Annotated in this window: 19 protein-coding genes; 4 read left to right on the forward strand and 15 right to left on the reverse strand. The window is 67.2% G+C overall.

The genetic code is table 11. From position 1 onward, the window contains the following. Positions 1–413: 413 nt before the first annotated feature. Entirely contained in the window at positions 414–761 is a 348-nt protein-coding gene (locus tag ACTJJK_RS03890) for an antibiotic biosynthesis monooxygenase family protein (RefSeq protein ID WP_440729518.1), read from the reverse strand. Continuing rightward, positions 758–1,102 carry an NIPSNAP family protein gene (locus ACTJJK_RS03895; protein ID WP_440729519.1) on the reverse strand — a complete coding sequence of 115 codons (345 nt, stop codon included), beginning with the start codon at positions 1,100–1,102 and terminating at the stop codon, positions 758–760. Before ACTJJK_RS03895 ends, ACTJJK_RS03890 begins: the two co-directional genes overlap by 4 nt. Positions 1,103–1,206: 104 nt before the next feature. Between ACTJJK_RS03895 and ACTJJK_RS03900 the strand changes: the two genes are divergently transcribed. Continuing rightward, a complete protein-coding gene (locus tag ACTJJK_RS03900; RefSeq protein ID WP_031372777.1) occupies positions 1,207–1,896 on the forward strand; it encodes an ArsR/SmtB family transcription factor in 690 nt (229 codons plus the stop codon). A 28-nt stretch (positions 1,897–1,924) separates the two neighbouring features. Here ACTJJK_RS03900 and ACTJJK_RS03905 read toward each other — a convergent pair whose 3' ends face one another. The 13 genes from ACTJJK_RS03905 to ACTJJK_RS03965 form a co-directional block, all read right to left on the reverse strand. Continuing rightward, the gene (locus tag ACTJJK_RS03905) at positions 1,925–2,707 is read right to left on the reverse strand and encodes a YdcF family protein (RefSeq protein ID WP_440729520.1); all 783 of its coding nucleotides are present in this window, start codon (positions 2,705–2,707) and stop codon (positions 1,925–1,927) included. 10 nt (positions 2,708–2,717) lie between these two features. Then, positions 2,718–3,971 carry a glycosyltransferase family 4 protein gene (locus tag ACTJJK_RS03910; RefSeq protein WP_440729521.1) on the reverse strand — a complete coding sequence of 418 codons (1,254 nt, stop codon included), beginning with the start codon at positions 3,969–3,971 and terminating at the stop codon, positions 2,718–2,720. Between the two features lie 6 nt (positions 3,972–3,977). After that, positions 3,978–5,660: a heparinase II/III family protein gene (locus ACTJJK_RS03915; RefSeq protein ID WP_440729522.1), complete on the reverse strand. Its 1,683-nt coding sequence runs from the start codon at positions 5,658–5,660 to the stop codon at positions 3,978–3,980. Between the two features lie 43 nt (positions 5,661–5,703). Next, a complete protein-coding gene (locus ACTJJK_RS03920) occupies positions 5,704–7,857 on the reverse strand; it encodes a bi-domain-containing oxidoreductase (RefSeq protein ID WP_440729523.1) in 2,154 nt (717 codons plus the stop codon). Between the two features lie 117 nt (positions 7,858–7,974). After that, a complete protein-coding gene (locus tag ACTJJK_RS03925; protein ID WP_031372782.1) occupies positions 7,975–9,072 on the reverse strand; it encodes a hypothetical protein in 1,098 nt (365 codons plus the stop codon). Further along, positions 9,069–10,400, reverse strand: coding sequence for a hypothetical protein (locus ACTJJK_RS03930; protein ID WP_031372783.1), 1,332 nt, complete (start codon positions 10,398–10,400; stop codon positions 9,069–9,071). Before ACTJJK_RS03930 ends, ACTJJK_RS03925 begins: the two co-directional genes overlap by 4 nt. Before the next feature lie 65 nt (positions 10,401–10,465). Then, a complete protein-coding gene (locus ACTJJK_RS03935) occupies positions 10,466–11,056 on the reverse strand; it encodes an acyltransferase (RefSeq protein WP_051885147.1) in 591 nt (196 codons plus the stop codon). After that, complete coding sequence (locus ACTJJK_RS03940; RefSeq protein WP_440729524.1) at positions 11,053–12,342, reverse strand: oligosaccharide flippase family protein; 1,290 nt, start codon at positions 12,340–12,342, stop codon at positions 11,053–11,055. Before ACTJJK_RS03940 ends, ACTJJK_RS03935 begins: the two co-directional genes overlap by 4 nt. A gap of 34 nt (positions 12,343–12,376) precedes the next feature. Further along, the gene (gene wecC, locus ACTJJK_RS03945; RefSeq protein WP_031372786.1) at positions 12,377–13,633 is read right to left on the reverse strand and encodes a UDP-N-acetyl-D-mannosamine dehydrogenase; all 1,257 of its coding nucleotides are present in this window, start codon (positions 13,631–13,633) and stop codon (positions 12,377–12,379) included. Positions 13,634–13,805: 172 nt separating this feature from the next. After that, on the reverse strand, positions 13,806–16,073 hold the full coding sequence (wecB, locus tag ACTJJK_RS03950) for a non-hydrolyzing UDP-N-acetylglucosamine 2-epimerase (protein ID WP_440729525.1): 2,268 nt from the start codon (positions 16,071–16,073) through the stop codon (positions 13,806–13,808). Positions 16,074–16,547: 474 nt separating this feature from the next. Beyond that, positions 16,548–17,042 carry a hypothetical protein gene (locus tag ACTJJK_RS03955; protein ID WP_223620551.1) on the reverse strand — a complete coding sequence of 165 codons (495 nt, stop codon included), beginning with the start codon at positions 17,040–17,042 and terminating at the stop codon, positions 16,548–16,550. A gap of 121 nt (positions 17,043–17,163) precedes the next feature. Further along, positions 17,164–19,389 carry a polysaccharide biosynthesis tyrosine autokinase gene (locus ACTJJK_RS03960; protein ID WP_031372788.1) on the reverse strand — a complete coding sequence of 742 codons (2,226 nt, stop codon included), beginning with the start codon at positions 19,387–19,389 and terminating at the stop codon, positions 17,164–17,166. Between the two features lie 36 nt (positions 19,390–19,425). Next, the gene (locus tag ACTJJK_RS03965; protein WP_031372789.1) at positions 19,426–19,860 is read right to left on the reverse strand and encodes a low molecular weight protein-tyrosine-phosphatase; all 435 of its coding nucleotides are present in this window, start codon (positions 19,858–19,860) and stop codon (positions 19,426–19,428) included. A gap of 1,069 nt (positions 19,861–20,929) precedes the next feature. On the opposite strand from ACTJJK_RS03965, the gene ACTJJK_RS03970 reads away from it, so the two are divergent. From ACTJJK_RS03970 to ACTJJK_RS03980, 3 genes are all read left to right on the forward strand, one after another. Next, entirely contained in the window at positions 20,930–22,036 is a 1,107-nt protein-coding gene (locus ACTJJK_RS03970; RefSeq protein ID WP_031372790.1) for a polysaccharide biosynthesis/export family protein, read from the forward strand. A gap of 199 nt (positions 22,037–22,235) precedes the next feature. After that, on the forward strand, positions 22,236–22,991 hold the full coding sequence (locus ACTJJK_RS03975; protein ID WP_161786132.1) for a capsule biosynthesis GfcC family protein: 756 nt from the start codon (positions 22,236–22,238) through the stop codon (positions 22,989–22,991). Between the two features lie 56 nt (positions 22,992–23,047). After that, positions 23,048–25,384, forward strand: coding sequence for a YjbH domain-containing protein (locus ACTJJK_RS03980; protein ID WP_440729612.1), 2,337 nt, complete (start codon positions 23,048–23,050; stop codon positions 25,382–25,384). The last annotated feature ends 3 nt before the right edge of the window (positions 25,385–25,387 follow it).

Here is a 25,387-nt window from a genome sequence, read left to right on the forward strand (position 1 = left end):
AGCCGGGGGCGTCACGAGGTTGAGGCGTAACGGTCGCCGCTTCAAGAGTAGGAGCGGCGCAAGCCGCGACCACATCCTGCCGGCCTCCGACGTTCCCTTCAAGCAAGTGCAGAGCTTCCGTCCGCTGACGCGGCCGGGTTACTTTCTTTTGCTAAGCCCAAAAGTTCGTCTGGATTCCCTTCGGTCAAAGGTAACCAAAGAAAAGGGCTTTCCTTGCAAGGGTACAGGCCAGAGTGCGATGCGCGCGCCGGGATTTTTCGATAGGACATCCTTGTCCTATCGAGTCATTCCTTTTTAAAGGCTGGGCGCACGTCCTGTGCGCCGCCCTCCGGGTCTCCACTTGACCGGTAAAGCGGCAAAGCAGATCAAGACCTCGGCAACGGCAACGGCTAAAGCTAAAACGTTTGTGGCGACTACTCGTCGTGCCGCCGGCGCGAGTCTTCGGGCGCCTGCGCGCGATCATACAGGCCGTAGTCGCGCACAACTTCCGCCACGCGCAGCCGATAGTCGGCGAAGATCGAATCCCGACCCATCTCCTGGATCTGCCGGTGCAGTTCGAGATTGCGCCATTGCCTCACCGCATCCTCGTCGCGCCAGTACGACAACGACAACAGCTTGCCGGGCCGGCTCAGACTCTCGAAACGTTCGATCGAGACGAAACCGTCGATCTGCGCGAGCAAGGGCCGCAAGCGTTCGGCCGCGTCGAGGTAATCCGGGCGGGCCTGCGGATGCGGCTGCGCTTCGAAGATCACCGCGATCATGCCGGCACGCCCATGGTTGCAGGCATACGGAACGCGCCATCGACGATTTCGGTCCAGCTGCGTTCCTCGCGCAGGATGAAGCGGTGTTCGCGGGCGAAGGCGAAGTTGTCGCGGCCTTCGGCATCGGTCTTGAGGCGGGCGCGGTAGGTCTCGTAGTCGGCCAGGCTGTCGAAGGCGATCAGTCCCCAGGCGATGTCGTTGCTGCCTTCGTGCGGCAGGAAGTAGCCGAGCAGGTCGCCGCCGCAACGCGGGATGATGCGGCCCCAGGCTTCGGCGTAGCGGCGGAAGGCGTCGAGCTGGAAGGGGTCGATCCGGTAACGGATCATGCAGGCGATGCGCATCGTTGGGCTCCGGGAGAGGTGGCCGGCACCATAGCGATTGCCGCCGGGGCGATGCTTCGCTCAGTATCGAAGTATTCCCGCCGGGCGTGATGCAGGATCGCCGCATGGACATTTCCGCCAACCTCAACCGGGTCGCCGCGCTGATCGGCGACCGCGCCCGCGTCGACATCCTGACCGCGCTCATGGCCGGTCGCGCCCTCACCGCGACTGAACTGGCGGAGGCCGCCGGCGTGGCCCGCCCGACCGCCAGCGCGCATTTGTCGGCGCTGACCGAAGCGCGCCTGCTCAGCGTCGAGAAGCAGGGCCGCCATCGTTACTTCCGCATCGCCGACGACGATGTGGTGCGGTTGCTCGAGGATCTGATGCGGGTGGCGTACCGCATCTCGGATGCGCCGGTCAGCGTCGGGCCGAGCGACCTGGCGCTGCGCAAGGCGCGGGTCTGCTACGACCACCTCGCCGGCGAGTGGGGCGTGCGCGTGCACGACAGCTTCGTGCGCCGCGGTTTTCTGCATCTGGGCGACGACGACCTGCAGCTCACCGAGCGCGGCCGCGGTTTCGTCGCCGAAGCCGGGATCGCGCTGGAGGCCTTGCCGCGCACCCGTCGGCCGCTGTGCCGAGCCTGCCTGGACTGGAGCGAACGCCGCCATCATCTGGCCGGCGTGCTTGGCGCGGTCTTGCTGGATCGTTTCATCGCCCAGGGCTGGCTGCGCCGCATCCAATACTCGCGCGCCTTGAACGTGACCGCGCGAGGGCAACGCGGTCTGGCTGCATTCGTGGAAGAGCCTGCGCCCTAGCGCGCAACCCGGCTCAACCCAGCCCGGCTCAGCCGCCGACGCCGAGCTTGGCCGCGAGCAGGCCGGCGTACTCTTTGAACGCCTCGCCGCTGCGGCGCAGGGCACGGCGGGTCGGCCACCACGGCGACGCCGCGCCGTGCTTCGGCACCGGCTCGAAATCTTTCTCCGCCGAAGCCAGCGGCAGCACCTGCAGGCCTTGTCGCTCGAACAGCGCCCGCGCGCGGCTCATGTGCAGGGACGAGGTCACCAGAGCGACCCTGCGCCATCCGTGCGTGCGCGCCCACTGCGCGCTGTTGCGGGCGTTGTCGCCGGTGCTGCGGCTGCGCTCGTCCAGCACCAGGGCGCGCTCGGGTACGCCGAGCGCGTGCATCGCCGCGGCCATCTCGCGCGCTTCGCTGACGCCGTGGGTGCGTGGGGTCGGGCCGCCGCTGAGCAAGACCCATGGCGCGCGGCCGTCGTGCCAGGCGCGCGCCCCCAGGGCGACGCGGTTGCCGGCGAGGCGCGGATCGTTGGGATCGCCCTGTTCGAACCAGGCGACGCTGCCGATACCGCCGCCGAGCACGACGATCGCATCGACCGTCGGCAGCCCCTGTGCGGATTGCGGGGGATAGCGCAGCGCCAGGCTATTGCGCAGCGCGTTGGAGGCTGCCGGCAGCGACCACAGCAACGACCAAGCCAGACTGATCCCGATTAAGGCCAGCGCGCCACGGCGCCGGCGCAAGGCGAAGGCCAGCAACGCCAGCACCAGCAGGCAGCACGACAAGTGCAGCGGTTCCAGCGGCCACGCCAACCATCGGCCGATGCCGGTCATGGCCGCAGGCTTACTTCGCCACCCGCGCCAGGTCGGCGGTGTCGTCGTCGAGCAGCCGGGCCAGGGCGTCGGTCATCAACGCGGCCTGGCGGTCGCGCGAATACGAGGGCGCCGCGGCCAGGCTGGAATCGCGCAGGCGGCGCATACGGCCGGGGTCTTCGACCAACGCCAGGATCGCCGCGGCCATCGCCTCGGCGTCTTCCGGCGGCACGCACACGCCGCAGTCGGTGGTTTCGACGATGCGGGTGGCTTCGCCGCGCGGCAGCGACATCAGCGCGGGGATGCCCATGCCCATGCCTTCGAACAGCTTGGACGGGATCACCCCGGAGAACACCGCGTTGTTGCGTAGCGGGATCAGCGAGATGTCGCACAGGCTCCACAGCTTCGGCATCATCTCCTTCGGCTGGCGCGGGATCATGCGCACGTTGCTCAGCCCGCGCTCGGCGACCAGGCGCTCGACGCGAGCACGCTCGGCGCCGCTGCCGGCGAAGAAGAAGGCGATGCGCGGATCGTGCTGCAGCCGCTCGGCGGCGTCGACGACCTTCTCCAGGCCATGGGCCATGCCGTGGGTGCCGAGGTAGCCGACCACGAAGCGGCCGTCCAGGTCGTACTGGCGGCTCAGGGCCTCGTCGCGCGCGGCCGGGGCGTAGCGTTGCAGGTCGACGCCGTTGAGCACGACGTGGATCTTGTCGGCGGCGATACCGCGCTGGATGAGTTCTTCGCGGAAGGTGTGGGTGACCGGCACGATCGCGTCGGCGCTGCGGTACAGGAACATCTCCAGGCGTTCGAGCGCGCGCACCGCGGCGCTGCGCTTCATCGCGCCGACCGCGGTGATCGAGGCCGGCCACAGATCGCGCAGCTCGAACACGAACGGCCGCCGGCGCAGGCGCGCCAACGCCCAGCCGCCGAGCGCGCAGAAGAACTGCGGCGAGGTCGCCACCACCACGTCGTGGCGCGGCTCGAACAGGCCGGCGACGACCGAGGCGGCCATGAAGCTCAGATAGTCGAGGGTGCGCTTGACGAAGCCCTCGTTGGCGGTGATGTAGGTCTTGACCCGGACCACGCGGATGCCGTCGACGGTCTCGACGCTGCGCCAGGCATTGCGGTAGCCGTCGAACAGCTTGCCCTCGGGGAAATTCGGCGCGCAGGTGATCACCGTCACCTCGTGCCCGGCGCGCACCCAGCGCACCGCGTGCTCGTAGGTGCGCGTGGCCGGCGCATTGCCTTCGGGCGGGAAATTGTCCGACAGAAACAGAATGCGCATGAGAACTCAGCAATCCCAATGGAACGTGGTGGTCAGCGCGCCGGCCTCGGGGGGCAGCGCGATTTCGAGGACATCGCAGGCTTCGCTCAGGCCGAAGCCGGCGTGATAGGTGCTGCGGGCCGCGGCGGTCGTTGCGTTCGCCGGTTCGACCTGCCAGCGCACCGCGCCGGATTCGCCCAGGCGCGATTCGCCCAAGCGCGATTCGTCCAGGCGCAGTTGCGGGCCGTCGAGGCGGACGTCGGGCATCAAGCGGAAGCGGGCGACGGCGCGCTCGAACTCGCCTTCGATGCGGTCCTCGACGCGCAGCGAGCCGGCTTGCAATACCCAGCGCCGGCGATGCAGCGGCCGGCCCTTGAGGCGCCGGTAGCCGTCGTGGGCGGCGCTGAGCCACAGCCCCTCGTCGTTGCGGCCGTGTTCGACCGCAAGCGGATGGGCGCGGCGGGCGACGCGGAAACTGCTCCAGACTTCGGAGGAATCGGCATCGTCGATTTCGACCGTGTTATGCGAGGCGGTGCCGCGTTGCCACAGGCGCTCGGCGCCGATGTCGTAGCGCGAGGTGCCGGCGTTGGCCAACACCCGGCGGCCGCCGAGCGAGAGCTCGAAGCTGAGGGTGTCGGCGTGGGCATGGCCGGGCAGATAAGCCGGGCCGATTTCGCCGACGTCGGCGATCAGCACCGCGGGTCCGCATTGCAGCCGTACATAGCCCGACACCGGCAGCACCTGCTGTGCATCGTCGCAGGCTGCCGGCACCGCCACGCCGAGCAAGCGCGCATAGGCCTGCAACTGCGCCAGGGTCGGGGCGATGCCGTGGGCGGCGTCGTTGAAGAAGGCGATGCCGCCGTCGGGATGCGTCATCACCGCCAGCCAGCCGAGCATGCGGCTCGCACGCTGGCGCCACAATTCGATGTCGCGTTCGGGGAAGGCGCCCGGGAACAAGGTCGCCAACTGCACCAGGTCGAGCAAGTCCTCGAGCAGGATCGCGTGGTACATCGGGCTGCGTTCGAAATGCCCGCCGTCGGCGAGGATCTGCTCGTCGATCTCGGCGCGCAGACCGCGCAGGCCGACGCTGCGCCAGCGTTCGGCTTCGGCGCCGTCGAAGAAGGCGCCGGCGAACAGCAGTGCCTTGTAGTTGGCCCACAGATGGTTGCCGAGCAAATGCCGTTCCAGGCGGCCGCGCAGATAACGCGCCTGCGTCGCCAGGCTGTTGAGCACGCTGCGGCGCAGCGCCGGGTCGGTGACGGTGTCGCCGGCGCAGCACCATTTGACCCAGTTGACGATGCGCAGCGACAGGCAATACGGCTCCCAGCCGTTGCCGGCGGCCGGTGGATTGGCCGCGATCCATTGCCGGATCAGGTCGCGATGCCAGGCCAGCCGCGCCGCCGCGTCGTCGGCGTTGAGATCGTCGAAGTAATGCAGGTTGTACAACCACAGCTTCGGCAGGGCGGTGCTGTTCCAATCGTCGCCGGCGATCTCGTGTTCGTCGTTGAGGAAACGGAAGCGCTGCGCGCTCAGCATCGAGGCCGCGCGCGCGCAACCGCGCCAGCGATCGCGCACGACCGCCGGCGGCGGCGCCGGCGAATCGTCGATGCGCGGGCGGTGCAGGCGGTGCCAGGCGCGGCCGTAGATCTGCACGGCGCGCAGATGGCGCACCGTGTGCCACAGGCGCGGCACTCGCGACGACGAGGTCACGACCGTATTCCGCTCGGAGAGGCGACGAGGCGGCGCATGGCGTTCAGACCGAGGCGTCCAATTCGATGGTGACGCGCGCCACCTCGAACACGTCTTCGGCGGGGATCGGCGCTGCGGCCTGGCCCTTCACCGCCTGGATGAAGGCGGCGGCGCACTGCGCCTGGCCCTTGTCCTGGCGCCACAGGTTCATCTTCTTGAAGCCCGGCCAACCGTAGCCGCGCAAGCGGCGGAAGTTGTCCAACTGCAGCACGCGGCCGGCAGTGAACACCTCCAGACGTTCCTTGGGGAAGCTCTTGTCGCCGTTGGCGAGGTAATGCACGGTGCCGAACGAGCCGTCGGCGAAGCTCAGGGTGAAGCTGACCCGGTCGCTGCGGATGCCGGCGCCGGGGACGTTGCCGACCGCGGTGAGCTGGTGGCCGAGGATCGGCGAGTCGGCGAGGAAGCGCAGCAGGTCGACGAAATGGCAGGCCTCGCCGATCAGGCGGCCGCCGCCGAGCTGGCTGTCCTGGGTCCAGTGGTCGGCCGGGATCGCGCCGGCGTTGACCGTCATCACGAACGACTTGGGCTCGCGCACGCCGGCCAGCAGCGTGCGCATCTTCTGCACCTGCGGGGCGAAGCGGCGGTTGAAGCCGACCATCAGCACCGGCGGGCGGCCGTAGATCGAATGCTCGGCGTAGGCCTTTTCGATCGCCTGCAACTCGTCCAGGGTCAGGCACAGCGGTTTTTCGACGAATACGTGCTTGCCGTGGCGCAGCGCCTTCAGGGTCAGCTCGGCATGGCTGCCGTGCTGGGTCGCGATCACCACCGAGCCCACGCCGTTCTCGCGCAGGGTCGCGTCGGTGTCGGTGCTGGCGTTGCGGAAACCGAACTTCTTGCCGAAGTGGACGCTGCTGACGCCGCCGCTGGACACCACCGTGTGCAGTTCGGCGCCGGCCTTGGCGAAGGCCGGGATCAGCACGCGGCCGGCGTAGTTGCCGGCGCCGATGAAGGCGATCGCGTCGCCGCCCTTGTCGGTATCGGAGGTCGCGGCCGGGGTCTTGACCGACAGCGGCACGGTGCGGCGCACCAGGGTCTCCGGAATCGCCTTGTCGCGCCCGTAGTCGAGGACGATGCCAAGCGAGGGCTCGTGGCCGCCGAGCAGGGCATAGGCCTGTTCGGCCTCGGCGATCGAGTAGCGATGGCTGATCAGCGGCGGCGCGTCGATCGCGCGGCTGGCCATCATGTCGAGCACGGCCTCGAAGTTGCGTTGTTCGGTCCAGCGCACGAAGGCGACCGGATAGTCGTTGCCGCGTTCCTCGTAGGACGGATCGTAGCGGCCCGGGCCGTACGAGCACGACACCTGGAACGACAGTTCCTTCTCGTAGAAATCCGCGCGTGACAGTTCCAGGCCGGTGACCCCGACCAGGACGATGCGGCCGCGCTTGCGGCACATGTGCGCGGCCTGCGAGACCGGTTCGTTGCTCTTGGTCGAGGCGGTGATCAGCACCGCGTCGACGCCGCGTCCGCGCGAGAATGCCTGCGCCGCGGCCAGCGGGTCTTCGCCCTTGGACAGGTCGACCGTCTCGGCGCCGTAGCTGCGCGCGATGGCGAGCTTGGAGCTGTCGAAGTCGATGCCGAGCACGCGGCAGCCGTGGGCGCGCAGCAGTTGCACGGTGATCAGGCCGATCAGGCCCAGGCCGGTCACCACCACCGCTTCGCCGAGGCTCGGCTGGACCAGGCGGATACCTTGCAGGGCGATCGCGCCGAGCACGGTGAAGGCCGCGGCTTCGTCGCCGACGCCGTCGGGAATCTTGACGCACAGGTTGGACGGCACCGCCACCACTTCGGCGTGCTTGCCGTTGGAGGCGATGCGGTCGCCGATTTCGAAACCGGTCACGCCGGCACCGACGCCGATCACCGTGCCGACGTTGCAATAGCCCAGGGCCAGCGGTTGGTCGAGCTTGCTGCGCACCGCGTCGACAGTGGTGGCCAGGCCGTCGGTGCGGATCTTCTCCAGCACCATGCGCACCTTGTCGGGTTGCTGGCGCGCCTTCTGCAGCATGTTGGCCTTGCCGAACTCGACCAGCATACGCTCGGTGCCGGCCGACACCAGGGTGACGTGGGTGCGGATCAGCAGATGGCCGCGGCGCAGGGCGGGGGCGGGCACGTCGGCGATTTCGGTGCTGCCGTCGCGCAGGTTTTGCAGGACCTGTTGCATGGTGATTCCAGTACGTATCGAGAGGGGGGATGCCGCGCCGGCTGGAGGGAGCCGCGCGGCCGATCGGTAGGCCGGCTCAGTGACGCAGGCAGATCAGCGGGGTTTCACGAGGAAGACTCATGGCTGCAGGCTCGCGCATTCGGCGATCACCCGCGCCATCGCCGTGTCCCAGGCTTCGTAGCGCAGGGTGCGCAGGCCGGCGCGGCGCTGTTCGAGCAGGGCCGGCGCCTCGGCGATGCGCAGCAGCTGTTCGCTGAGCTGGCGGCTGTCGCCGTAGTCGCACAGGAAACAGGCCTGCGCGTCTTCGAACGGCTGCGAGGTGCTCAGGCCGGGGTTGGTGAAGAACGGAATCTCCAGCGCGGCGCAATCGAACCACTTGTTCGGCTCGGCCAGGCGGTTGATCTCCAACGAGGGGTCGTAGAAGGCCAGCACCACGTCGGCGCTGAGCAAAAGCGCCAGCGCGTCCTCGTTGCTGACGATGCCGCGGTAATGCGGCCCGAGCAGTTCGGCCAGGCGCTTGGCGTCGTCGCCGAGCAGGCGTCCGGCGGCGACGAACTCGATGCGGCCGGCGGTCTGCTCGACCGCTTCGCGCATCATGGTCGCGCCGCGTTCGGGCGAGATCAGGCCGCTGATGAGTACACGCAGGCGCCCGCTCTTCGGCGGCAGCTCGGCGGCGAGGCTGCGCGCACGCTCGATCACGTCGGTGTGCGGGGTGTTGCGGACGATGCGGATGTTGGCGGCGTCGCCGTCGACCGCGCGCGAGGCGCCCGGCAGCACGTGCAGGGAAGCGCGGCGGCCGACGAAGCCCTCGACCCATTCGATGATCCGCTTGACCGGCTTCGGCCAGGCGTAGCTCTTGGACAGCTTGTCGCGGTCGAGGAAGACGTATTGGCAGCGGCGCACCGAAGCGACCAGGGCGCAGGGCAGAGCGGCGTCCAGGCGCGAGCAGAAATAAATGCCGGCGCGCGGCTGCACGAACACCCGCAAGGTCAGCCAGGCCACCCACAGGGCGTAGCCGAGGGCATTGACCGCGCCGCCGCCCCAGGAGCCGAAGCTCAGCAGCACCTTCACCCGCGGCAGTTCGGCGGCCTGCTTGTCGCGGCTCCAGATCCAGAACTCGTAGGGGATCGACGCGCTTTCGAGCACCTTCGACAACTTGCTCAAATACGGATTCTTCAGGTAGGGGTTGCCCTGGCCGAGAATGATCGCGTTCATGCCGTCACCAGCCTGGAGCGGATCGGCCGGTTGCCGAGGTAACTCACCACGAACAGCAGCAACACGGTGATGAAATAACGGCTCCAGCCGCCGAGCAGTTCCATATACAGAAATCCAATCGAGAACATGAAGATCGAGAAGCTGTAGATCACCACCCCGACCGGGGTGACCGTGCGCATCCGCGAATACGCGTTGCGTATCAAGGCCAGGCAGATGCCGTTGGCCGCGCCGAACAGGATCAGGCCGAGCATGCCGAAGTTCATGTAGCCCTCGGTCGGCAGGCCGGTGGTGTAGGAGGTCAGCTTTTCGCCGTCGAGGGTGTAGCTGCCGGGATAGATCATGTTGCGGAACGCCGGGCCGCCGCCGAAGGGCTTGTCGGGCCAGATCGCGCGCGGCACCGGATTGACCGCGGCGGCGAACAGGGTCTCGCCCCACAGCGGATGCCAGGCGTAATCGTGCTGGGCCAGCCAGATTAGGTTTTCGCTGTTGCCGAAGGCGCCGTTCAAACCGTATACGAGCAGCTCGGTCGGGTCTTGGCCGCTCAGCGCCGAGGGGCCGGCGCTGTCGAGGGTGGTGCGGATCTTGGCCCAGGCCGAGAAGCCCAGCGCCAGCGCCAGCATCACCGGCAACAGCATCAGTGCCTTGCGCAAGCGCCCGGGGAACATCGACAGCGAGGCGAACAAGATGATCGCGATCAGGCTGAAGACGAAGTTGCGGTTGCCCATCGCCACGAACGCTACGGCGATCACCAGCACCGTGGCCGAGATCGCGATCAGCCGCCACAGCGCCGGGCTGCGGCCGCGCTCTTTCTTTTCGGCCAGATAATTGGTGACCAGGATCGCGCCGTAGCAGATCGCGGCGAAGGCCAGCACCACCGCCGGGCCGAGACCGCGCCGGATCACGATGCGGTCGCGCATGTAGTCGGCGAGGTCGTGGCTGGCGATGGTGCGCGCCAGGTACAGCACCGCCGCCATCGCTGGAATGCCGACCAGCACCAGCACGCGGCGGCGTTCGCGCGCGGTCAGGCTGCGCACCTTGGGCAGCGACGGCGTCGAGAACCCGCCCATCGCCAGGTAACCGCCGATGCCGGAGATGCAGAACATCACCGACAGCATCAGCGCCATGGCCTTGGCGTCGGTCGAGTAATAGAACGGGTAGGACTGGATGCCGCGCAGTTCCTTCACCCACGGCATGAAGCCGTAGATGAAGGCCATGCCGAGTAGGAAGGCGTAGATCGGCTTGACGAACATACGGTCCATCCGCCCGCCGACGCGCAGGAACGTCACCAGGGTCAGGCTCGTGAAGAAGATGAAATAGAGAATCGCCAAGACGACGCCGTGATTGATCCGTCAGTGCTGCGGTGGAGGGAAGGGGCTGAAAGAAGGGACCGGGCTCAGTGCGCGTTGCCGCGGTTGCGCCAGGAGCTCGGTTCGGGTTCGGGGTGCGGATGGGCGGTCTCGCGCACCGCGCTCGGCAACAGATGCGGGTGGGTCTTGGCGAGGTAGTCGGTGACCGAGCCGACTACCTGGGCCGGGCTGCCCATGACGATGCTGAGCGGAGCGATCTTGCCGCGCACCACGCTGCCGGCGGCGACGATGCAGCCGGCGCCGATGTCGGCGCCCGGCATGATGATCGAGCCGGTGCCGATGAAGCTGAAACGGCCGATGCGCACCGGCTTGATGCGTATCTCGGGTTTGTCGAAGCGGATGCCGAGCTCCTTGGCCACGGTGTTGATCGCCGCGTCGTGGGTCAGGATGCGCACGTTGCTGGAGATGGTGCAGCCCTCGCCGAGGGTGATCAGCGAATAATCCGTGCCGTCGAACCAGATCTTGGCCGACAGATAGTTCGGCATGCCCTCGATGTGCGCGCCTTCCGAGCGCAGGAACCAGGTGAACAAGCGCGTCACCAGGCCGGGCTTGATGAACCAGCCGATGCGGATGACCGACAGCACGACGGATTTCTTGAGCAGGCGCGATACGTTCATTGGGGGCTTCCAGGCAGCGCTTTGCGGAACTCGCCGCGATTGCACAATGCGAAGGTCAACAACTGGGCGGTGGTGGCGACGACGTAGGCGATCGCCAGGCCGGTGGCGCCGCCGTGCAGGCGCAGGGCCAGCACGCTGGCGCCGAGCAGGGCGGCCGAGAACACCGCATTGCCGGCGAACAGCACGCCGGGCCGGCCGTCGGCGGTGGCCTTGCGCATCAGGATGGTGGTCGGCGCCATCGCCACGGTCGACAGCAACAGCCATTGCAGCGGCACGATCGCGCCGGCGTAGGCCGGGGCGAAGCGATGGATCAAGGGCGGCGCGGCCACTGCGACCAGGCCGGCGACGGCGGCGGTGACCGTGACCAGCAACAGGATCGAGTGACGCAAGGCGGTGTTGGCCTCGTGCTTGTCGCCGCGCGCCAGCGCCGCCGCCAGCAGCGGCAGGGTGGCGTTGGCGACCACGCCCATGCCGAACATCAGGATCGAACGCGCCTGGTTGCCGAGCGAGAAATTGCCGAGGCTGGTGGCGCCGCCGACGCTGCTCGACAGCATCACCATCGACAGCCAGATGCTCGGCATGGTCAGCAGGCCCGACACCGACGAGGGCAGGCCGAGCTTCCACAGCACGGTCCAGTCGCCGCGTTCGGTGGCGCGCAGCGACAGACGGTGGCCCTGCTCGCGGCGATAGCGGCGCAGCGCATGTTCCTGGCCGAGCACGATCACGATCTGCGCGGCGATGTAGCCGTAGATCGCCCAGGCGATGTCTCGGCGCAACGCGGCCAGCACGATCGCCAGGAACACCAGCGGCGCGCTGAGCAGATTGGCCAGCGCCTGTTCCTTGACCTTGTGCAAGGCCAGGGCGACGCCGTTCTGGATCGCGGTGAGGAAGCCGGTCAGCACCAACAGCGCCGAGGCGGCGTACACCGCGACCAGATCGTTCGATCCGCCGACCTTGACTGCCAGCGGGTACGACAGGGCGAGCAACAAAGCCGCGAACAGCAGCGAGGCGAACAGCGCCGAACCGTAGGACACGGTCAGCGCCGTGGCGATGCGGCGCGGATCGGTGGCCGCGGCCTCGGCGACGATCTTGGTCGCCATCTGCCCCAGGCTCAACGCGCAGAAGGTGGTGAACAACAGCGCGGTGGTCTGGATCAGGGTGAACTGACCGAACGCGGTGGGGCCCAGCGAATGCGCGGTGAACAAGATGCCGGCGAACACCGCGCCACGCGACGCCATGGCGCTCAACGCCGACAGGCTGGCCGTGGTGATCAGTCGCCGCATCATCGTGGTCGTGTCCGGGTCGAGCGCCTTGCGGCGCTCAGGTCCATATGCCCTTGGTGTCGATGATCTTCAGGTGCGCCGGCATCGACAGCTCCTTGAAGGGTTTGTGATCGACCAGCAACACCGCGATGTCGGCCTGCGCGCTCGCGGTCGGCAGGTCCACCAGGATCACGTTCGGCGAGTTGAGCTTGTCCGGCAGCACCGAGATGTGCGGCTCGACCGCGAGCACGCGGCCCGGGTGGCGGTTGGCCAGTTCGATTGCGATGTCGAGCGCCGGGCTTTCGCGCAGGTCGTCGATGTCGGGTTTGAAGGCCAGGCCGAACACGGCGATGGTCAGGTCCTTGCCCTGCTTGCCGTCGGCCTGCGCCTGCTCGATCGCTTCCTCGACCTTGTTCATGACCCAGGCCGGCTTGCCGTTGTTGACCTCGCGCGCGGTGCGGATCAGGCGCGCTTCTTCCGGTGCGCTGTCGACGATGAACCACGGGTCGACCGCGATGCAGTGGCCGCCGACGCCGGGGCCCGGCTGCAGGATGTTGACGCGCGGATGGCGGTTGGCCAGGCGCACCAGGTCCCAGACGTTGATGCCGAGCTTGTCGCAGATGATCGACAGCTCGTTGGCGAAGGCGATGTTGACGTCGCGGAAGGCGTTCTCGGTGAGCTTGCACATCTCCGCGGTGCGAGCGTTGGTGACCACGCATTCGCCGCGCACGAAGCTCTTGTAGAGCTCGCAGGCGCGCTCCGAACAACGCGGAGTCATGCCGCCGATGACGCGATCGTTCTCGATCAGCTCGCGCATGACGTGGCCCGGCAACACGCGCTCGGGACAGTAGGCGACGTTGACGTCGGCCTGTTCGCCGGCCTGCTGCGGGAAGCTCAGGTCCGGGCGCGCCGCGGCGAGCCAGTCGGCCAGACGCTCGGTGGCGCCGACCGGCGAGGTCGATTCCAGCACCACCAGGTCGCCCTTCTTGAGCACCGGCGCCAAGGCTTTGCCGGCGGCTTCGATGTAGGCCAGGTCGGGCTCGTGGTCGCCCTTGAACGGCGTCGGCACGGCGATCAGGAAGGCGTCGGCGGGTTCGGGCTGGGTCGAGGCGCGCAGGAAGCCGCCGGTGACCGCCGCGCGCACGGCGACGTCGAGTTCCGGTTCGACGATGTGGATTTCGCCCCGGTTGATGGTATCGACGGCATGGCGGTTGATGTCGATGCCGATCACCTTTTTACGCGCTGCGGCGAACGCGGCGGCGGTGGGCAATCCGATGTAGCCAAGGCCGATGACCGAGACGGTTTCGAAACTCATGAAAGACTCCGTTGAATGCCCGCGGGGGAGGGCGTTGCTGCTCGATTAAGAGACGTTGCGAAAAGGGGCCGTACGAACGGGAAAGTACCAATGCACGGCGGAGGCGGACGGGCCGCCTCCGGTGCGCATGCGGCGCGCAGGCGCAAGCCCGCGGCGCCTGTGGATGCGGACGTCAGGCCGCCAATTGCGAGGCCGTGGTCTTGAGGCCGGCCAGGGCTTCGACGATGCGCTGGCAGGCCTTGCCGTCGCCGTAGGGGTTATGGGCGATGCTCATGGCCTGATACGCGGCGGGATCGTCGAGCAAGGCGGTGATGCCGTCGGCGATCGCCTTGCGGTCGGTGCCGACCAGCTTGACCGTGCCCGCGCCGACCGCTTCCGGACGCTCGGTGGTGTCGCGCATGACCAGCACCGGCTTGCCGAGCGAGGGCGCTTCTTCCTGGATGCCGCCGGAGTCGGTCAGGATGATGTGGGCCGCGTTCATCAGATACACGAACGGCAGGTAGTCCAGCGGCTCGATCAGGTGGATCTGCGGCATGTCGCTGAGCAGGCGGTTGACCGGCTCGCGCACCTGCGGGTTGAGATGCACCGGATAGACGATGTCGACGTCCGGATGGCGCAGGGCGATGTCGCGCAGGGCGTGGCAGATGCGCTCGAAACCGCCGCCGAAGCTTTCGCGGCGATGGCCGGTGACCAGCACCACGCGGCGTTCCGGGCGCAGGAAAGCGAACTGCGCGGACAACTCGGCGCGCAACGCCGGCGTACGCTCGATGCGCTGCACCACTTGCTTGAGCGCGTCGATCACGGTGTTGCCGGTGATCTCGATGCGGTCGGTCGGAATGCCTTCGGCGCGCAGGTTGTCGCTCGACGACTCGGTCGGCGCGAAATGGATCGCGGCGAGGGCGCCGGTGAGCTTGCGGTTGGCTTCTTCCGGCCACGGCGAGTACAGATTGCCGGTGCGCAGGCCGGCTTCGACATGGGCAACCGGAATCTGCTGGTAATACGCCGCCAGGGTGGTGGCCATGGTGGTCGAGGTGTCGCCGTGCACCAGCACCACGTCGGGCTTGAGCTCCGACAGCACACGCTTCATGCCGGTCAGGATCGCGGTGGTGACGTCGGTCAGGTCCTGGCCCGGCTTCATGATCGCCAGGTCGTAATCGGGTTGAATGTCGAACAGGGTCAGCACCTGGTCGAGCATCTGCCGGTGCTGGCCGGTCACGCACACGCGCGCCTCGAAGCGAGGGTCGCCGGCGAGCAGCAAAGCCAGCGGCGCCATCTTGATCGCTTCCGGACGCGTACCGAACACGCACAAGGTCTTGATGCGGTAGGCCGACTGCGGCATCGCCGCGGTCGAGGCCATCGCCGGCAGGGTCGCGGCGTCGTCGCCGAACAACTCGTTGCGGCCGAAGCTCAGGGTCGCGGCTTCGGCGAGCGCGGGAGCGGTTGCGGTTGCGGTCTCGCCCTCGGGCTGCCAGGCCGAAGCGGGCTGCGGCTTCCAGCCGTGGGTGGTCGCGGTGGTGTAACCGCCGAGCAGGCCGAAGAACAGCAACAGGTTCAGGCCGAGCCCCGCACCGCGCAGCGAGTAACCCAGCGCGGTCAGGACGCAGGCAGCGGCGATCAAAATCAGCAGAGTCGCGCGCGGCGAGCGGCCGGAATCGAGCAGCATGTAGTGCAGGTGCTGGCGGTCGGGCTTGAACGGCGAACGCCCCTGGCGCACGCGGCGGTACATCACCGCCAAGGTGTCGATCACCGGCAGGGCCACGCACCACAGCACGGCGGCGGCGTGGATGCGCGGCGTGCCGCGCTGGTTCATGTAGATCAGGCTCCATGCGAGCACGTAGCCCAGCAGCATGCTGCCGGCGTCGCCCATGAAGATCTTGCGCCCGCGCCAGCCGCCGAGGTTGACGAACAGGTAAGGAATCAAGGCCGCGAACAGCACCGGCAACAAGGGCAGGGCGCCTTGCGAGAGCAGGCCGGCGCGATCGAACAGCAGGATCGCGGCGATGCTGACCAGGGCCAGGCTGCCGGCCAGGCCGTCGATACCGTCGAGCATGTTGAAGGCATTGATCAGGCCGACCACGCCGATCACGGTCAGCGGAATGCCGAGCAGACCGAGGCGGATCGGGCCGGTACCGAAGACGTTGCCGACGTCGTTGAGGTAGAGGCCGCTGCCGGTGATCATCAGGCCGGTCGCCAGCACCTGCACGAACAGGCGCGAGCGCACGCTGAGGTCCTTGGCGTCGTCGATCGCGCCGACCACCACGATCAGCGCGGCGCTGCCGAGCAGCGAGAGCGCATAGCGGTCGGCGAGGCCGAGGTAGACCGCGCCGGCGAGCAGGCCGGCGAAGAAACACAGGCCGCCGATGACCGGGATATGCCCCTGATGCCGCTTGCGCGCATTGGGCCGGTCGACCAGGCCTATGTGCTCGGCCAGAGGATGCATCGCGTACATCGCGACACAGGTGACGAATAGCGCGAGGGCGCACGCTATCGCAAATTTTTCATCCAGCATGACGATGAGTCCGGGGGTAGTCTTCGTTGACCTGGCCGACAATCGCCGCCCCCCACGGTGATCGTCCCTTTGGCGTTTCTAGTTGTTCTTGCGGTTGTTCGCGGTGCGTCGGCCGGTCGATGCCGGTCGATTCGAATAATGGTTTTCAAAAACAAAAGTGGAATGACTGATCGACATGTCCGGCGGCCGTGGGTGCAGATGCGCTGTGCATCGCATGTCGCTGGGATCGTCTGCCTGCGGCAGCGTCCGTTTGCATGCGTGCTCGTGCGCGACTGCTTGCCTGTGTACTACACGGTGAGCTGCATACGTGCGCCTAGATTGCCATCTCGAGTTCAGGAAATACTGTGAATCCGTAAGGGCTTTCACGGTGACGTCGTCCCGTCGCGAACGAATCTCATGTTTCGTTCATTTGTCGTTCGCATTCGCGGCGAGTGAGCGAGCGTGATTCTGTTCTGGGTTGCGCTTCGCATGCGAACTGCGACGTTCGATTACGCATTGGTTAGCGCTGCGTAAAAACATCCAATGGCCAAGAAGTGTCCATGCGTTGCCGTCGCCTTGCGTATCGTCGTTTTCCTCGAAAAAAGCGGCTTTTTTGCGGATCCGGCAACTGGGTTTCGCGATCGCCGGTGCCGCCCGCTGTATGTTCCATCGCTGCAGTCGGTCGGCTGTCCGCGTGCGCTCCTTGCGGCGATACCGCAGCGCCGACAGGCTGCTCTGCTTGCATGACGCTGCAATGTCATCGCTGCGGCGAATGAGCGGAAACGTTCGCCTTGCATCAAACCGCGCCGACCCTGCGACTGTGCCGCAGCCGTCGGCGGTTCCAAATAGCGCTTTTGCATAAGCGAAAGCGCGTCGTGCATATGTACGCCGATCGAGTTTCGCTCTCGATCCGGTTCGCATCGCGCCTGCGACCGCATCGGCAGAACCGACGGCATTCGCAGCACCCGATCGCAGCGAGCACGGAGCGGCGCATCGACGGCGTTCGCTGCGCGCGGGTCCTGCCGGCGCAGCGATGTGCGGATCAGCGTTCGGCGATCGGTTGGTATTCGTAACCGTAGGCGTAGGTACTGTCATGGCGCTTCTCGACCGCATTGAGAATGGCGCCCCTGAGCTCGATACCGTTCTGCTCGAAGCGCTGCTTGGCGAGCGCCAGTTCCTTGGCGGAGTTGAAGCCGAAACGCGCGACCAGCAGGCTGGTGCCGGCGTAGCGGCCGATGATCGCCGCGTCGGTCACCGCCAGGATCGGCGGGGTGTCGATGACTACCAGGTCATAGCGTTGCGACACCGTGTTCAACAGCGTGGCGAAGTTCGGGTGCATCAACAGCTCGGACGGATTCGGCGGCACCTGTCCGCGCGGAATGAAGTCCAGCCCGGGGATGGTCGAATGACGCGTCGCGCCGGCGATGTCGACGCGGCCGACCAGCAGATCGGACAAACCGTTCTGGTTGGTGTGGCCCATGACCCGATGCAGGGTGCCGCGGCGCAGGTCGGCGTCGATCAGCAGCACGCGCTGGCCGCCTTGGCTGATGACGGTGGCCAGGTTGGTCGAGACGAAGGTCTTGCCGGCGCTCGGGCCCGAGCCGCAGATCATCAGGATGTTGTTCTTGGCCTCCATCATGGCGAAGTGCAGGCCGGTGCGCAGGCTGCGCATGGCCTCGATCGCCAGATCGTTGGGCGCATCCAGCGACAACAGGTGCGGCTTGTCGTGGCGCTTGCCGTTGCTGCGCAACTGCTTGCCGAGGCTTTCGTGGTCGCGCTGGTACTGGCTCATCGGAATCGAGGCGTAGACCGGCAGGCCCAGCTGTTCGATTTCCTTGGCCTCCTCGACGCCGCGGTTAAGCATCTGCCGCACCAGCACCCAGCCGATCGCCGCGAACGCGCCGAGGAAGGTGCCGATCAGCACCAACTGTAGGCGCTTGGGCTTGACCGGCTCGTTGACGTCGACCACCGAGGGGTCGATGACGCGAGCGTTGCCGACCGTGCCGGCGCGTGCGATGTCGAGCTGCTGGGCCTGGTTGAGCAGGTTGGTGTAGGTCTGGGTGCTGACCTGCATGTCGCGGGTCAGGCGCAGCAGTTCCTGCTGGGTCTCGGGCAGGCCGCCGATGCGGTCGCTGAGTTCCTTCTTGCGCGCTTCGATCTCGCCGAGCTGTTCCAGCAGCGCCCGGTAGGCCGGGTGCTTGGGGGTATAGCGGCGGCTGACTTCGGCCTGCTGCATCTTCAATTGCGAGATGCTGTTGTCGAGGGCGACGATCTGGTCGAGGTAGGACTTGGTCTCGACGGTGATGTCGACGGTATGCGCTTGCGACTGATAGGCGTTGAGCGCCTGCTCGGCCTTCTCCAGGTCGCGGCGCACGTTCGGCAACTGGCCCTTGACGAATTCCAGGCTGTTGGCGGCTTCGGCGGAATTGCGTTCGACGTTCTGGCGGGTGTACTGGCGGGTGATCGCGTCCAGGGTCGCGGCGGCCTGGCCCGGGTCGCCGAGCAGATAGCTCAGCTGGATGATGCCGGAGTCCTTGGCGCGCTCGGTCGCGGTCAGGTTCTTTTGCAGGGCGGTGATGATCGCCAGGCTCGGCAGTTTGACCAGGTCGAAGCGCATGCCCGGGTTGGCCGCCATCTCCTTGATCTGCAGTTTGACGCCGCCGCCCGCGGCGGGCTCGCCGACCTTGCCGGTCAGCAGTAGGGTGTCGTCTTCGTCGTATAAGCGGTACGCGCCGGCGTTGTCGGCGACCAAGGTCAGCGGCAGGCCGAGCAGTTCCTTGGAGACGTCGAACTGGAACACGTCGAGGCGCTCGCCGCCCCAGCCGTAGCTGCTCAGGCCGAACCACGGCGAAGCGACTTCGCCCGGCGTCGACGGGCTGAAACCACGCGACAGCACGCCGCCGATCAGCGGAAACTGCCTGGGTTCGACCTGCACGTCGAGCTTGAGGTCTTGCACCGCCTTGCCGACCACCGCACGCGAGGTCAACAGCGCGATCTCGGTGACCGCCTGCGGCGCCGAATCGGTCAGCACCTGCGAGACCGCATTGAGGCCGGGCAGGGTGGGGGTATTGGATTCGACCTGGATCATCGCGTTGGCCTGGTACACAGGCGCGGCGAGCAGGGCATAGGCGACGCTGAGGGCGAAACCGGCCGCGGTGACGCTGGCGATCAGCCACTTGTGGTCGATAAGCGTGCCGAGTAGCGCGGCCAGATCGATCTCATCGTTATCGTCCTGAGACGGACCAGGAGCCGCGGATGTTTTCGACATTGGGGTGAGACCTGCTGAAGAGTGGATCGTGCTATGTCAAAGACGGGCCGCCCAGCTACTCACCCCTGAGTTGATCAGCTGATAGGCCTGTTCGAAAGCGCTGCGCGGTTTCCGGTACGGGTCCGGAACCGCGGTGTCGTCCTGCCATTTGCCCAGCAGGTAGGTCTTGCCACGTGCGTGCGGCGCCAACTGCAGCACCGCGTCGAGGTGTTTGCGCTCCATCGCCAGGATCAGGTCGGCCGAATCGATCATGGCGCGATCGATCTGCCGCGCCACGTGCGACTCGCCGTTCAAGCCGTGCTCGTTGAGCAGGACTTGCGCGGTGGCGTCGATCGGATGGCCGACCACCGCGGCCAGGCCCGCCGACTCGACGACGATGTTCTTGCCTTGCAGGCGGTGCCGCAGTAGTACTTCAGCGGTCGGACTTCGGCAGATGTTGCCGATGCAGACCATCAAAACCCGGTTGAACACGTGCGGTAGGTCTCACCTTGAAGGGGGCATCGGAACGGCCCGGGAAAGTTTCGACCTCGCGTGCGCGATGCCGGCGGCTGCAGAATCTCAGAGCCCGAGGGTGCATGGTTCGGGCCTTTCGTCCGGCTCCGTGCCGTCGGCGACTCGGTGCACGCAACATGTTGCAGTGCGCCGAAAGTGACGGTGCGGAATGTAAGAGCTGATTCTTGCAGGGTCAACACGAAGCAAGCTCGCGACTTCAAAGACGTGACGCGAGTCACTTGGCGATTGCGTACGCCCGAAACGAATTCCTTGGCAATACGGTGTTTTAACGGAATATTTTGACGGATTTGGATTTAACCGCATTGCGTTATCCGCATCGCGTTGCCGTCGATACGCCATGGTCGACGATGAACCGGTCGACGCCCGCTTCTGTCGAAGCCGCTCGTCGGCGATGTCATACGTGTGCAACGCGAATTGCATCGGCGATGGAGGATCGGCGATGCGGTCACGTATCGCAACGCGAAACTTAAGCCTTCGCTGAACATCGCCAGCGCGATATGGCGTATGCGCAAGGCGCGCAAGGCCTTGCTGCGAGCGTTGCGGCCGCTTCGCGCCGTATCGCGCGCTCGCGAAAAACGTGATCAGGTACCGTTTGCCCGAATGCGCGTGAACGGCGAGGGGCCAATCGCCGCGCGCTGTCGCTATACTTCGGACAGGGGACTGCACTGCTAACGATCGTATCCGCTAGGAGCCCACGTCTCATGAAGTACCTCGCCCTTGTTGCCGCAGGCCACCGCGCCGTTCCACCCGATCGCGCCCCCGGCTTCGCCTTCCGCAACGCATTGGGCCGCGCCGGATCGCCCGGGCCCTTCGTCCGCCGCAGCGCTGCAGCCCGAATCGGGTGCGCGTGCCGGCGGCCATCGCGTTAATCGAACCGGCAAGGTTCTCTGACGCGGCCACGTCGGCACCGGCCGACTCAACGACCTCCCCATCGACATCCATGAAGTCGGCCGTCCATCGACAGGCCGATGTACGAACCCGTCCGGCGCGCTGTCCGCGCCCGCGACATCGAGAGACTGAATCGCATATGAGAAAGCTTTCTGGCTGGGTGGCGATCGCCGCCGCCGTCGTCGGACTCAACGGCTGCATGTTGGCCCCCGGCCAACACATGAGCCCGAAGCAGTTCGTGAGCGACGCGTCCCTCGACGAGGACCACGTCGAGATCGTGCCGATCACGCCGAAGCTGCTGGCGATGGACAAGGCCGACGCGCCGGTGGCGGAAGTGCCTGCGGAGTTGTTGGGCTACAAGCCCGAGCCTTACCGCATCGGCGCCGGCGACACCCTCTACATCACCATCTGGGACCACCCCGAACTGACTTCGCCGGCCGGCACCCAGCAACAGACCGCCGCCAACGGCCGCATGGTCGGGCCCGACGGCACGCTGTTCTATCCCTATATCGGCTCCCTGCAGGCGCAGGGCAAGACCATCGACGAACTGCGCACCTTGATCACCGCGAAGATCGCCCAGGTGATCGAAAGCCCGCAGGTCGACGTCAGCATCATCGACTACGGCAGCCAGCGCGTGACCTTACAGGGCGCGTTCGTGAAGACCGAGCGCCAGTCGATCACCGCCACGCCGCTGACCCTGTCGCAGGCCATCGGCAGCGCCACCATCGACCCCTTGCGCGCGGACCTGTCCGGCCTGGTGCTGACGCGCGCCGGCCAGCACTACCGCATCGATCTCGACGCGCTCAACCGCGGCAAGCAGATCGCGCCCGACATTTATCTGAGGGCCGGCGACCATATCTATCTGCCGTACAACGACCGCAAGGAAGTCTATGTGGTCGGCGAAGTGATCCGGCCGATGGCGATCAACTTCAAGACCAGCGACATGACCCTGTCGCAGGCGCTCGGGCGCACCGGCGGCCTCAATCCGCTGACCGCCAAGGGCGATGCGGTCTATGTCATCCGCGGCGTCGAGGACATGCAGAAACAGCCGGCCAAGATCTATCACCTCAGCGCCAAGTCGCCGGCGTCGTACGCCTTGGCCAGCCAGTTCACGGTGCGGGCCGGCGACGTGGTGTTCGTCGGGCCGGCCGGGGTGACGCGTTGGAACAGATTCGTCAACCAGTTGTTGCCGTTCTCCAACATCCTCAACAACTCCGCGAACACGCAGGACCTGCTCGAGCGCTGAGCCGGCAGGTTTGAGCAGTAAGGCGATCGAGCGGATGGGTAATCGCAGCACCAATGCAGGGCTCGTGGGCGGCCGATTCCTTCGGACGCCTGCGTTCGCCCGTGCGTTGCTCTGCGCGCCCGCTGCGCGATTCGCGCTGGCGGCGTTCGTATCGCTTGCCTTGTGCGGCGCCTCGGCCGGCGCGCAGACACGGGTTTCGGTGAGCGGTGCGGTCGAGCATCCCGGCGAGCAGGTGTATGCGGGTAAAGCGCGCCTGCGCGATGCCGTGCTGGCGGCGCGGGTGCGGCCGCAGGCCTATGTGGCCGGCGCGGCCTGGCTGCGTCCTGGCCTGGTCGAAGCGCAGCGCCGTTTCAAGACCGGCGTCCTGTTCGATCTGTCGCAAGTGATCGCCGAGGCGAGCGCGCGCAACGACGAGGGCCTGCTGGCGCTCGCCGAACGCATGAGCGCTGGCGTGCGGGCGATGCCGGCGACCGGACGTCGCATCGTCTCGCTCGATCCGAAAGCGCTGGAAAGCGAGCGGGCGAACAATGCACCGCTCGCCGAGGGCGACCGCCTGCATTATCCCGAACTGCCGAAGTCGCTTCGCATCGTCGGCGCGGTCGGCAAGGATTGCGTACTGCCGTATGCGAGCTGGCGCGGCGTCCGCGACTATCTCGGCGATTGCCCGGCGACGGCCGAAGCCGACCGCGATTGGGTCTATCTGGTCCAAGCCGACGGACGGGTGAGCGAGTACGGCATCGCCCTGTGGAATCGCGGCGAGCCCCTGCGCCTGGCGCCGGGCACGACGATCTACGTACCGATCGATGACCGGCGTGTGCGGCGGACCGCGCCCGACCTCAATCGCGAATACGCCGAGTTCCTGGCCACTCAACCCTTGCCCGAGGCGGGCGGTGCAGCGCCGCAAGCCGAAGCGGTCGCGGCCCATGCCTCCGCGGCCGATGCGAGGCCGTTCTGAATACCGGCCGACCGCCTCCGCGCCACAGCCAGATCGCGCTGCTGGTCGTCGCCACGCTGGCCGCGCGCTTCGCCCATGCCGGCGATCAGGCGCCGACCCAGGGCGACTTCGGCGGCGCCGGCCTGTGGCAGACGCCGACTGCGCGCATGGCCGACGAAGGCGAACTCGCGCTGTCGGTCAGCCGGGTCGAGCCGTACTCGCGCTACAACTTCACCGCCCAGCCCTTGTCGTGGCTGGAAGGCAGCTTCCGCTACACCCGTTTCGACAACGACGCCGCGCCGGTCGCGGACGGCGGCCGTTCGAACTCGGCCAAGGCCTTCGACGCCAAGATCCGCCTGAGCCGCGAGAGCCGCTACCTGCCGGAGGTGGCGGTCGGTGCGCGCGACATCGCCGGCAAGCGCTACTTCTCCAGCGAATATGTGGTCGCCAACAAGCGCTTCGGCCCGGTCGACGCCAGCCTCGGCGTCGCCTGGGGCAATCTGGGCGCGCGCGGCAACCTGGCCAATCCCTTGTCGGCGCTCGACGATCGCTTCGACCATCGTCCTTCGCGCAGCGGTTTTTCCGATGCCCGCTATCAGTTCGACCGACCACGCTACTTTCACGGCCGCGCCGCGGTGTTCGGCGGCGTGGCCTATCGCCCGGCCGGCAAGCCCTGGGAAGTGAAAGTCGAATACGACGGCAACGACTACCGGCACGAGCCCGGGCCGCTCCGCATCAAGCAGAGTTCGCCCTTCAACGTCGGCGTGGTTTATCGCCCGAATCGCCATCTCGACCTGAGCTTGGGCCTGCAGCGCGGCAATACCGCCTCGTTCGCTTTGACCCTGCACACCAACGCGGCCCGCCTGGCCGAACCGATCAAGGCCAAGGACCCGCCGCCGGTCGCACGTCGTTACGACGATGCGCCGGCGATTCCGACGATGGCGGCTACGCCGGCAGCCGCGTCAGTGCACGTGCCGGCCGCCTCGGCGACCGCCGCTGCAGGACCGGCGGCTCCGACCGCGCTCGTTTCGGGGGCGATCGCAGCGACGAGCGCCGCTTCGCCGCCGTTGCCGCAGGCGGCACCGTCCCCGGGTCTCGCTCCGCTCACCGCGATTAGCGAGGCCGGCGTAACGCCGCAAACCGGTCTGCCGCCAATCGCGACGACACCAGCCTCAACGACGCAGACGTGGCCCGAGCCGGCCGCGCCCGAGCAGGTCGACTGGGAACAGGTCAGCCGCGAGCTGTACGACAACGCCGGCGTGAGGGTCAGCAAAATCTCGCGGCGCGGCAGCGAATTGTTCGTCACCGGCGAGCAGACCCGCTATCGGCATTCGGCGAAGGGCCTTGGCCGCACCGCTCGCATCCTCGATAACCAAGTCGATGGCTCGGTCGACTGGTACACCCTGGTCTCGACCCGCGCCGGCATGGAAGTGGTCGAGACCAGCGTGCAGCGCGAACGCTTCGGCGAACTGCTCGATGGCGAGGCCGACCTCAAGACCTTCCGCCTCGGCGTCGAGCGCAACCGCCCGCAGGCGCGTCGCGAAGAGCTGCTGTATCGGGCGCCGCTGGACCGCTACGACGGCGGGTTCGGCCTCAGCGTCGGTCACGAACTCGGTGCGCCCGACACCGCCGCCCTGTACAAGATCGGCATGGCCTACGACGCCGACTACCGGTTCGCATCGAACCTGTGGTTGAGCGGTCGCATCGAGGCCCTGATCGCCGACAACTACGACCGCTACGACGGCGGCCCGGTCACGGCCTTGCCGCGCGTGCGCAGCGACGTGCGCGAGTACGTGACGTCCTCGCGCGTGACCATGCCGCAGCTGCAACTGACCGCGGCCGGCTCGCTGGGCGCCGATTGGTACGGCATGGCCTATGTCGGCATGCTCGAAAGCATGTACGGCGGCGCCGGCGCCGAGACTTTGTACCGGCCGTTCGGGCAGCGCTGGGCGATCGGCGCCGACGTCAACTGGGTGCGCCAGCGCAGCTTCGACCAGGATTTCTCGTTCCGCCGCTATCGCACCGTCACCGGCCATGTCAGCGCCTACATCGACACCGGCTACAAGGACATCAGCTTGAAGGTCAGCGCCGGGCGTTACCTGGCGCGCGACTGGGGCGCGACCGTCGACGTCTCGCGCCAATTCAACAACGGCGTGCGCATGGGCGCCTATGCGACCTTCACCGAGTACTCGCCGCGCCAGCCCGGCGACGGCGGTTTCGACCGCGGCCTGTATCTGTCGGTTCCGTTCGACCTGGCGCGACAGCGTTCCAGCCGCAGCCGCGCCGATTTCGCCTGGTCGCCGGGCATCCGCGACAACGGCGCGCGTTTGAACAAGCGCTACGGCCTGTACTCGCTGACCGAGGATCGCGACCGCGCCAGTTTCTCCGGCAACCTGCACGGCATCGTCGAGTAAGCA

Origin of the sequence: Lysobacter sp. 22409, assembly GCF_052045105.1 — a bacterium.
GTDB lineage: Bacteria > Pseudomonadota > Gammaproteobacteria > Xanthomonadales > Xanthomonadaceae > Lysobacter > Lysobacter antibioticus_B.

Bases quoted from the DNA above. Each gene is read 5' to 3' on its own strand.
- ACTJJK_RS03890 (WP_440729518.1), bottom strand. From the start codon at position 761: ATGATCGCGGTGATCTTCGAAGCGCAGCCGCATCCGCAGGCCCGCCCG.
- wecC (WP_031372786.1), bottom strand. From the start codon at position 13,633: ATGAGTTTCGAAACCGTCTCGGTCATCGGCCTTGGCTACATCGGATTG.
- ACTJJK_RS03920 (WP_440729523.1), bottom strand. From the start codon at position 7,857: ATGCAACAGGTCCTGCAAAACCTGCGCGACGGCAGCACCGAAATCGCC.
- ACTJJK_RS03895 (WP_440729519.1), bottom strand. From the start codon at position 1,102: ATGCGCATCGCCTGCATGATCCGTTACCGGATCGACCCCTTCCAGCTC.
- ACTJJK_RS03925 (WP_031372782.1), bottom strand. From the start codon at position 9,072: ATGAACGCGATCATTCTCGGCCAGGGCAACCCCTACCTGAAGAATCCG.
- ACTJJK_RS03905 (WP_440729520.1), bottom strand. From the start codon at position 2,707: ATGACCGGCATCGGCCGATGGTTGGCGTGGCCGCTGGAACCGCTGCAC.
- ACTJJK_RS03900 (WP_031372777.1), top strand. From the start codon at position 1,207: ATGGACATTTCCGCCAACCTCAACCGGGTCGCCGCGCTGATCGGCGAC.
- ACTJJK_RS03910 (WP_440729521.1), bottom strand. From the start codon at position 3,971: ATGCGCATTCTGTTTCTGTCGGACAATTTCCCGCCCGAAGGCAATGCG.
- ACTJJK_RS03970 (WP_031372790.1), top strand. From the start codon at position 20,930: ATGAGAAAGCTTTCTGGCTGGGTGGCGATCGCCGCCGCCGTCGTCGGA.
- ACTJJK_RS03940 (WP_440729524.1), bottom strand. From the start codon at position 12,342: ATGATGCGGCGACTGATCACCACGGCCAGCCTGTCGGCGTTGAGCGCC.
- ACTJJK_RS03955 (WP_223620551.1), bottom strand. From the start codon at position 17,042: ATGCGAACCGGATCGAGAGCGAAACTCGATCGGCGTACATATGCACGA.
- ACTJJK_RS03935 (WP_051885147.1), bottom strand. From the start codon at position 11,056: ATGAACGTATCGCGCCTGCTCAAGAAATCCGTCGTGCTGTCGGTCATC.
- wecB (WP_440729525.1), bottom strand. From the start codon at position 16,073: ATGCATCCTCTGGCCGAGCACATAGGCCTGGTCGACCGGCCCAATGCG.
- ACTJJK_RS03960 (WP_031372788.1), bottom strand. From the start codon at position 19,389: ATGTCGAAAACATCCGCGGCTCCTGGTCCGTCTCAGGACGATAACGAT.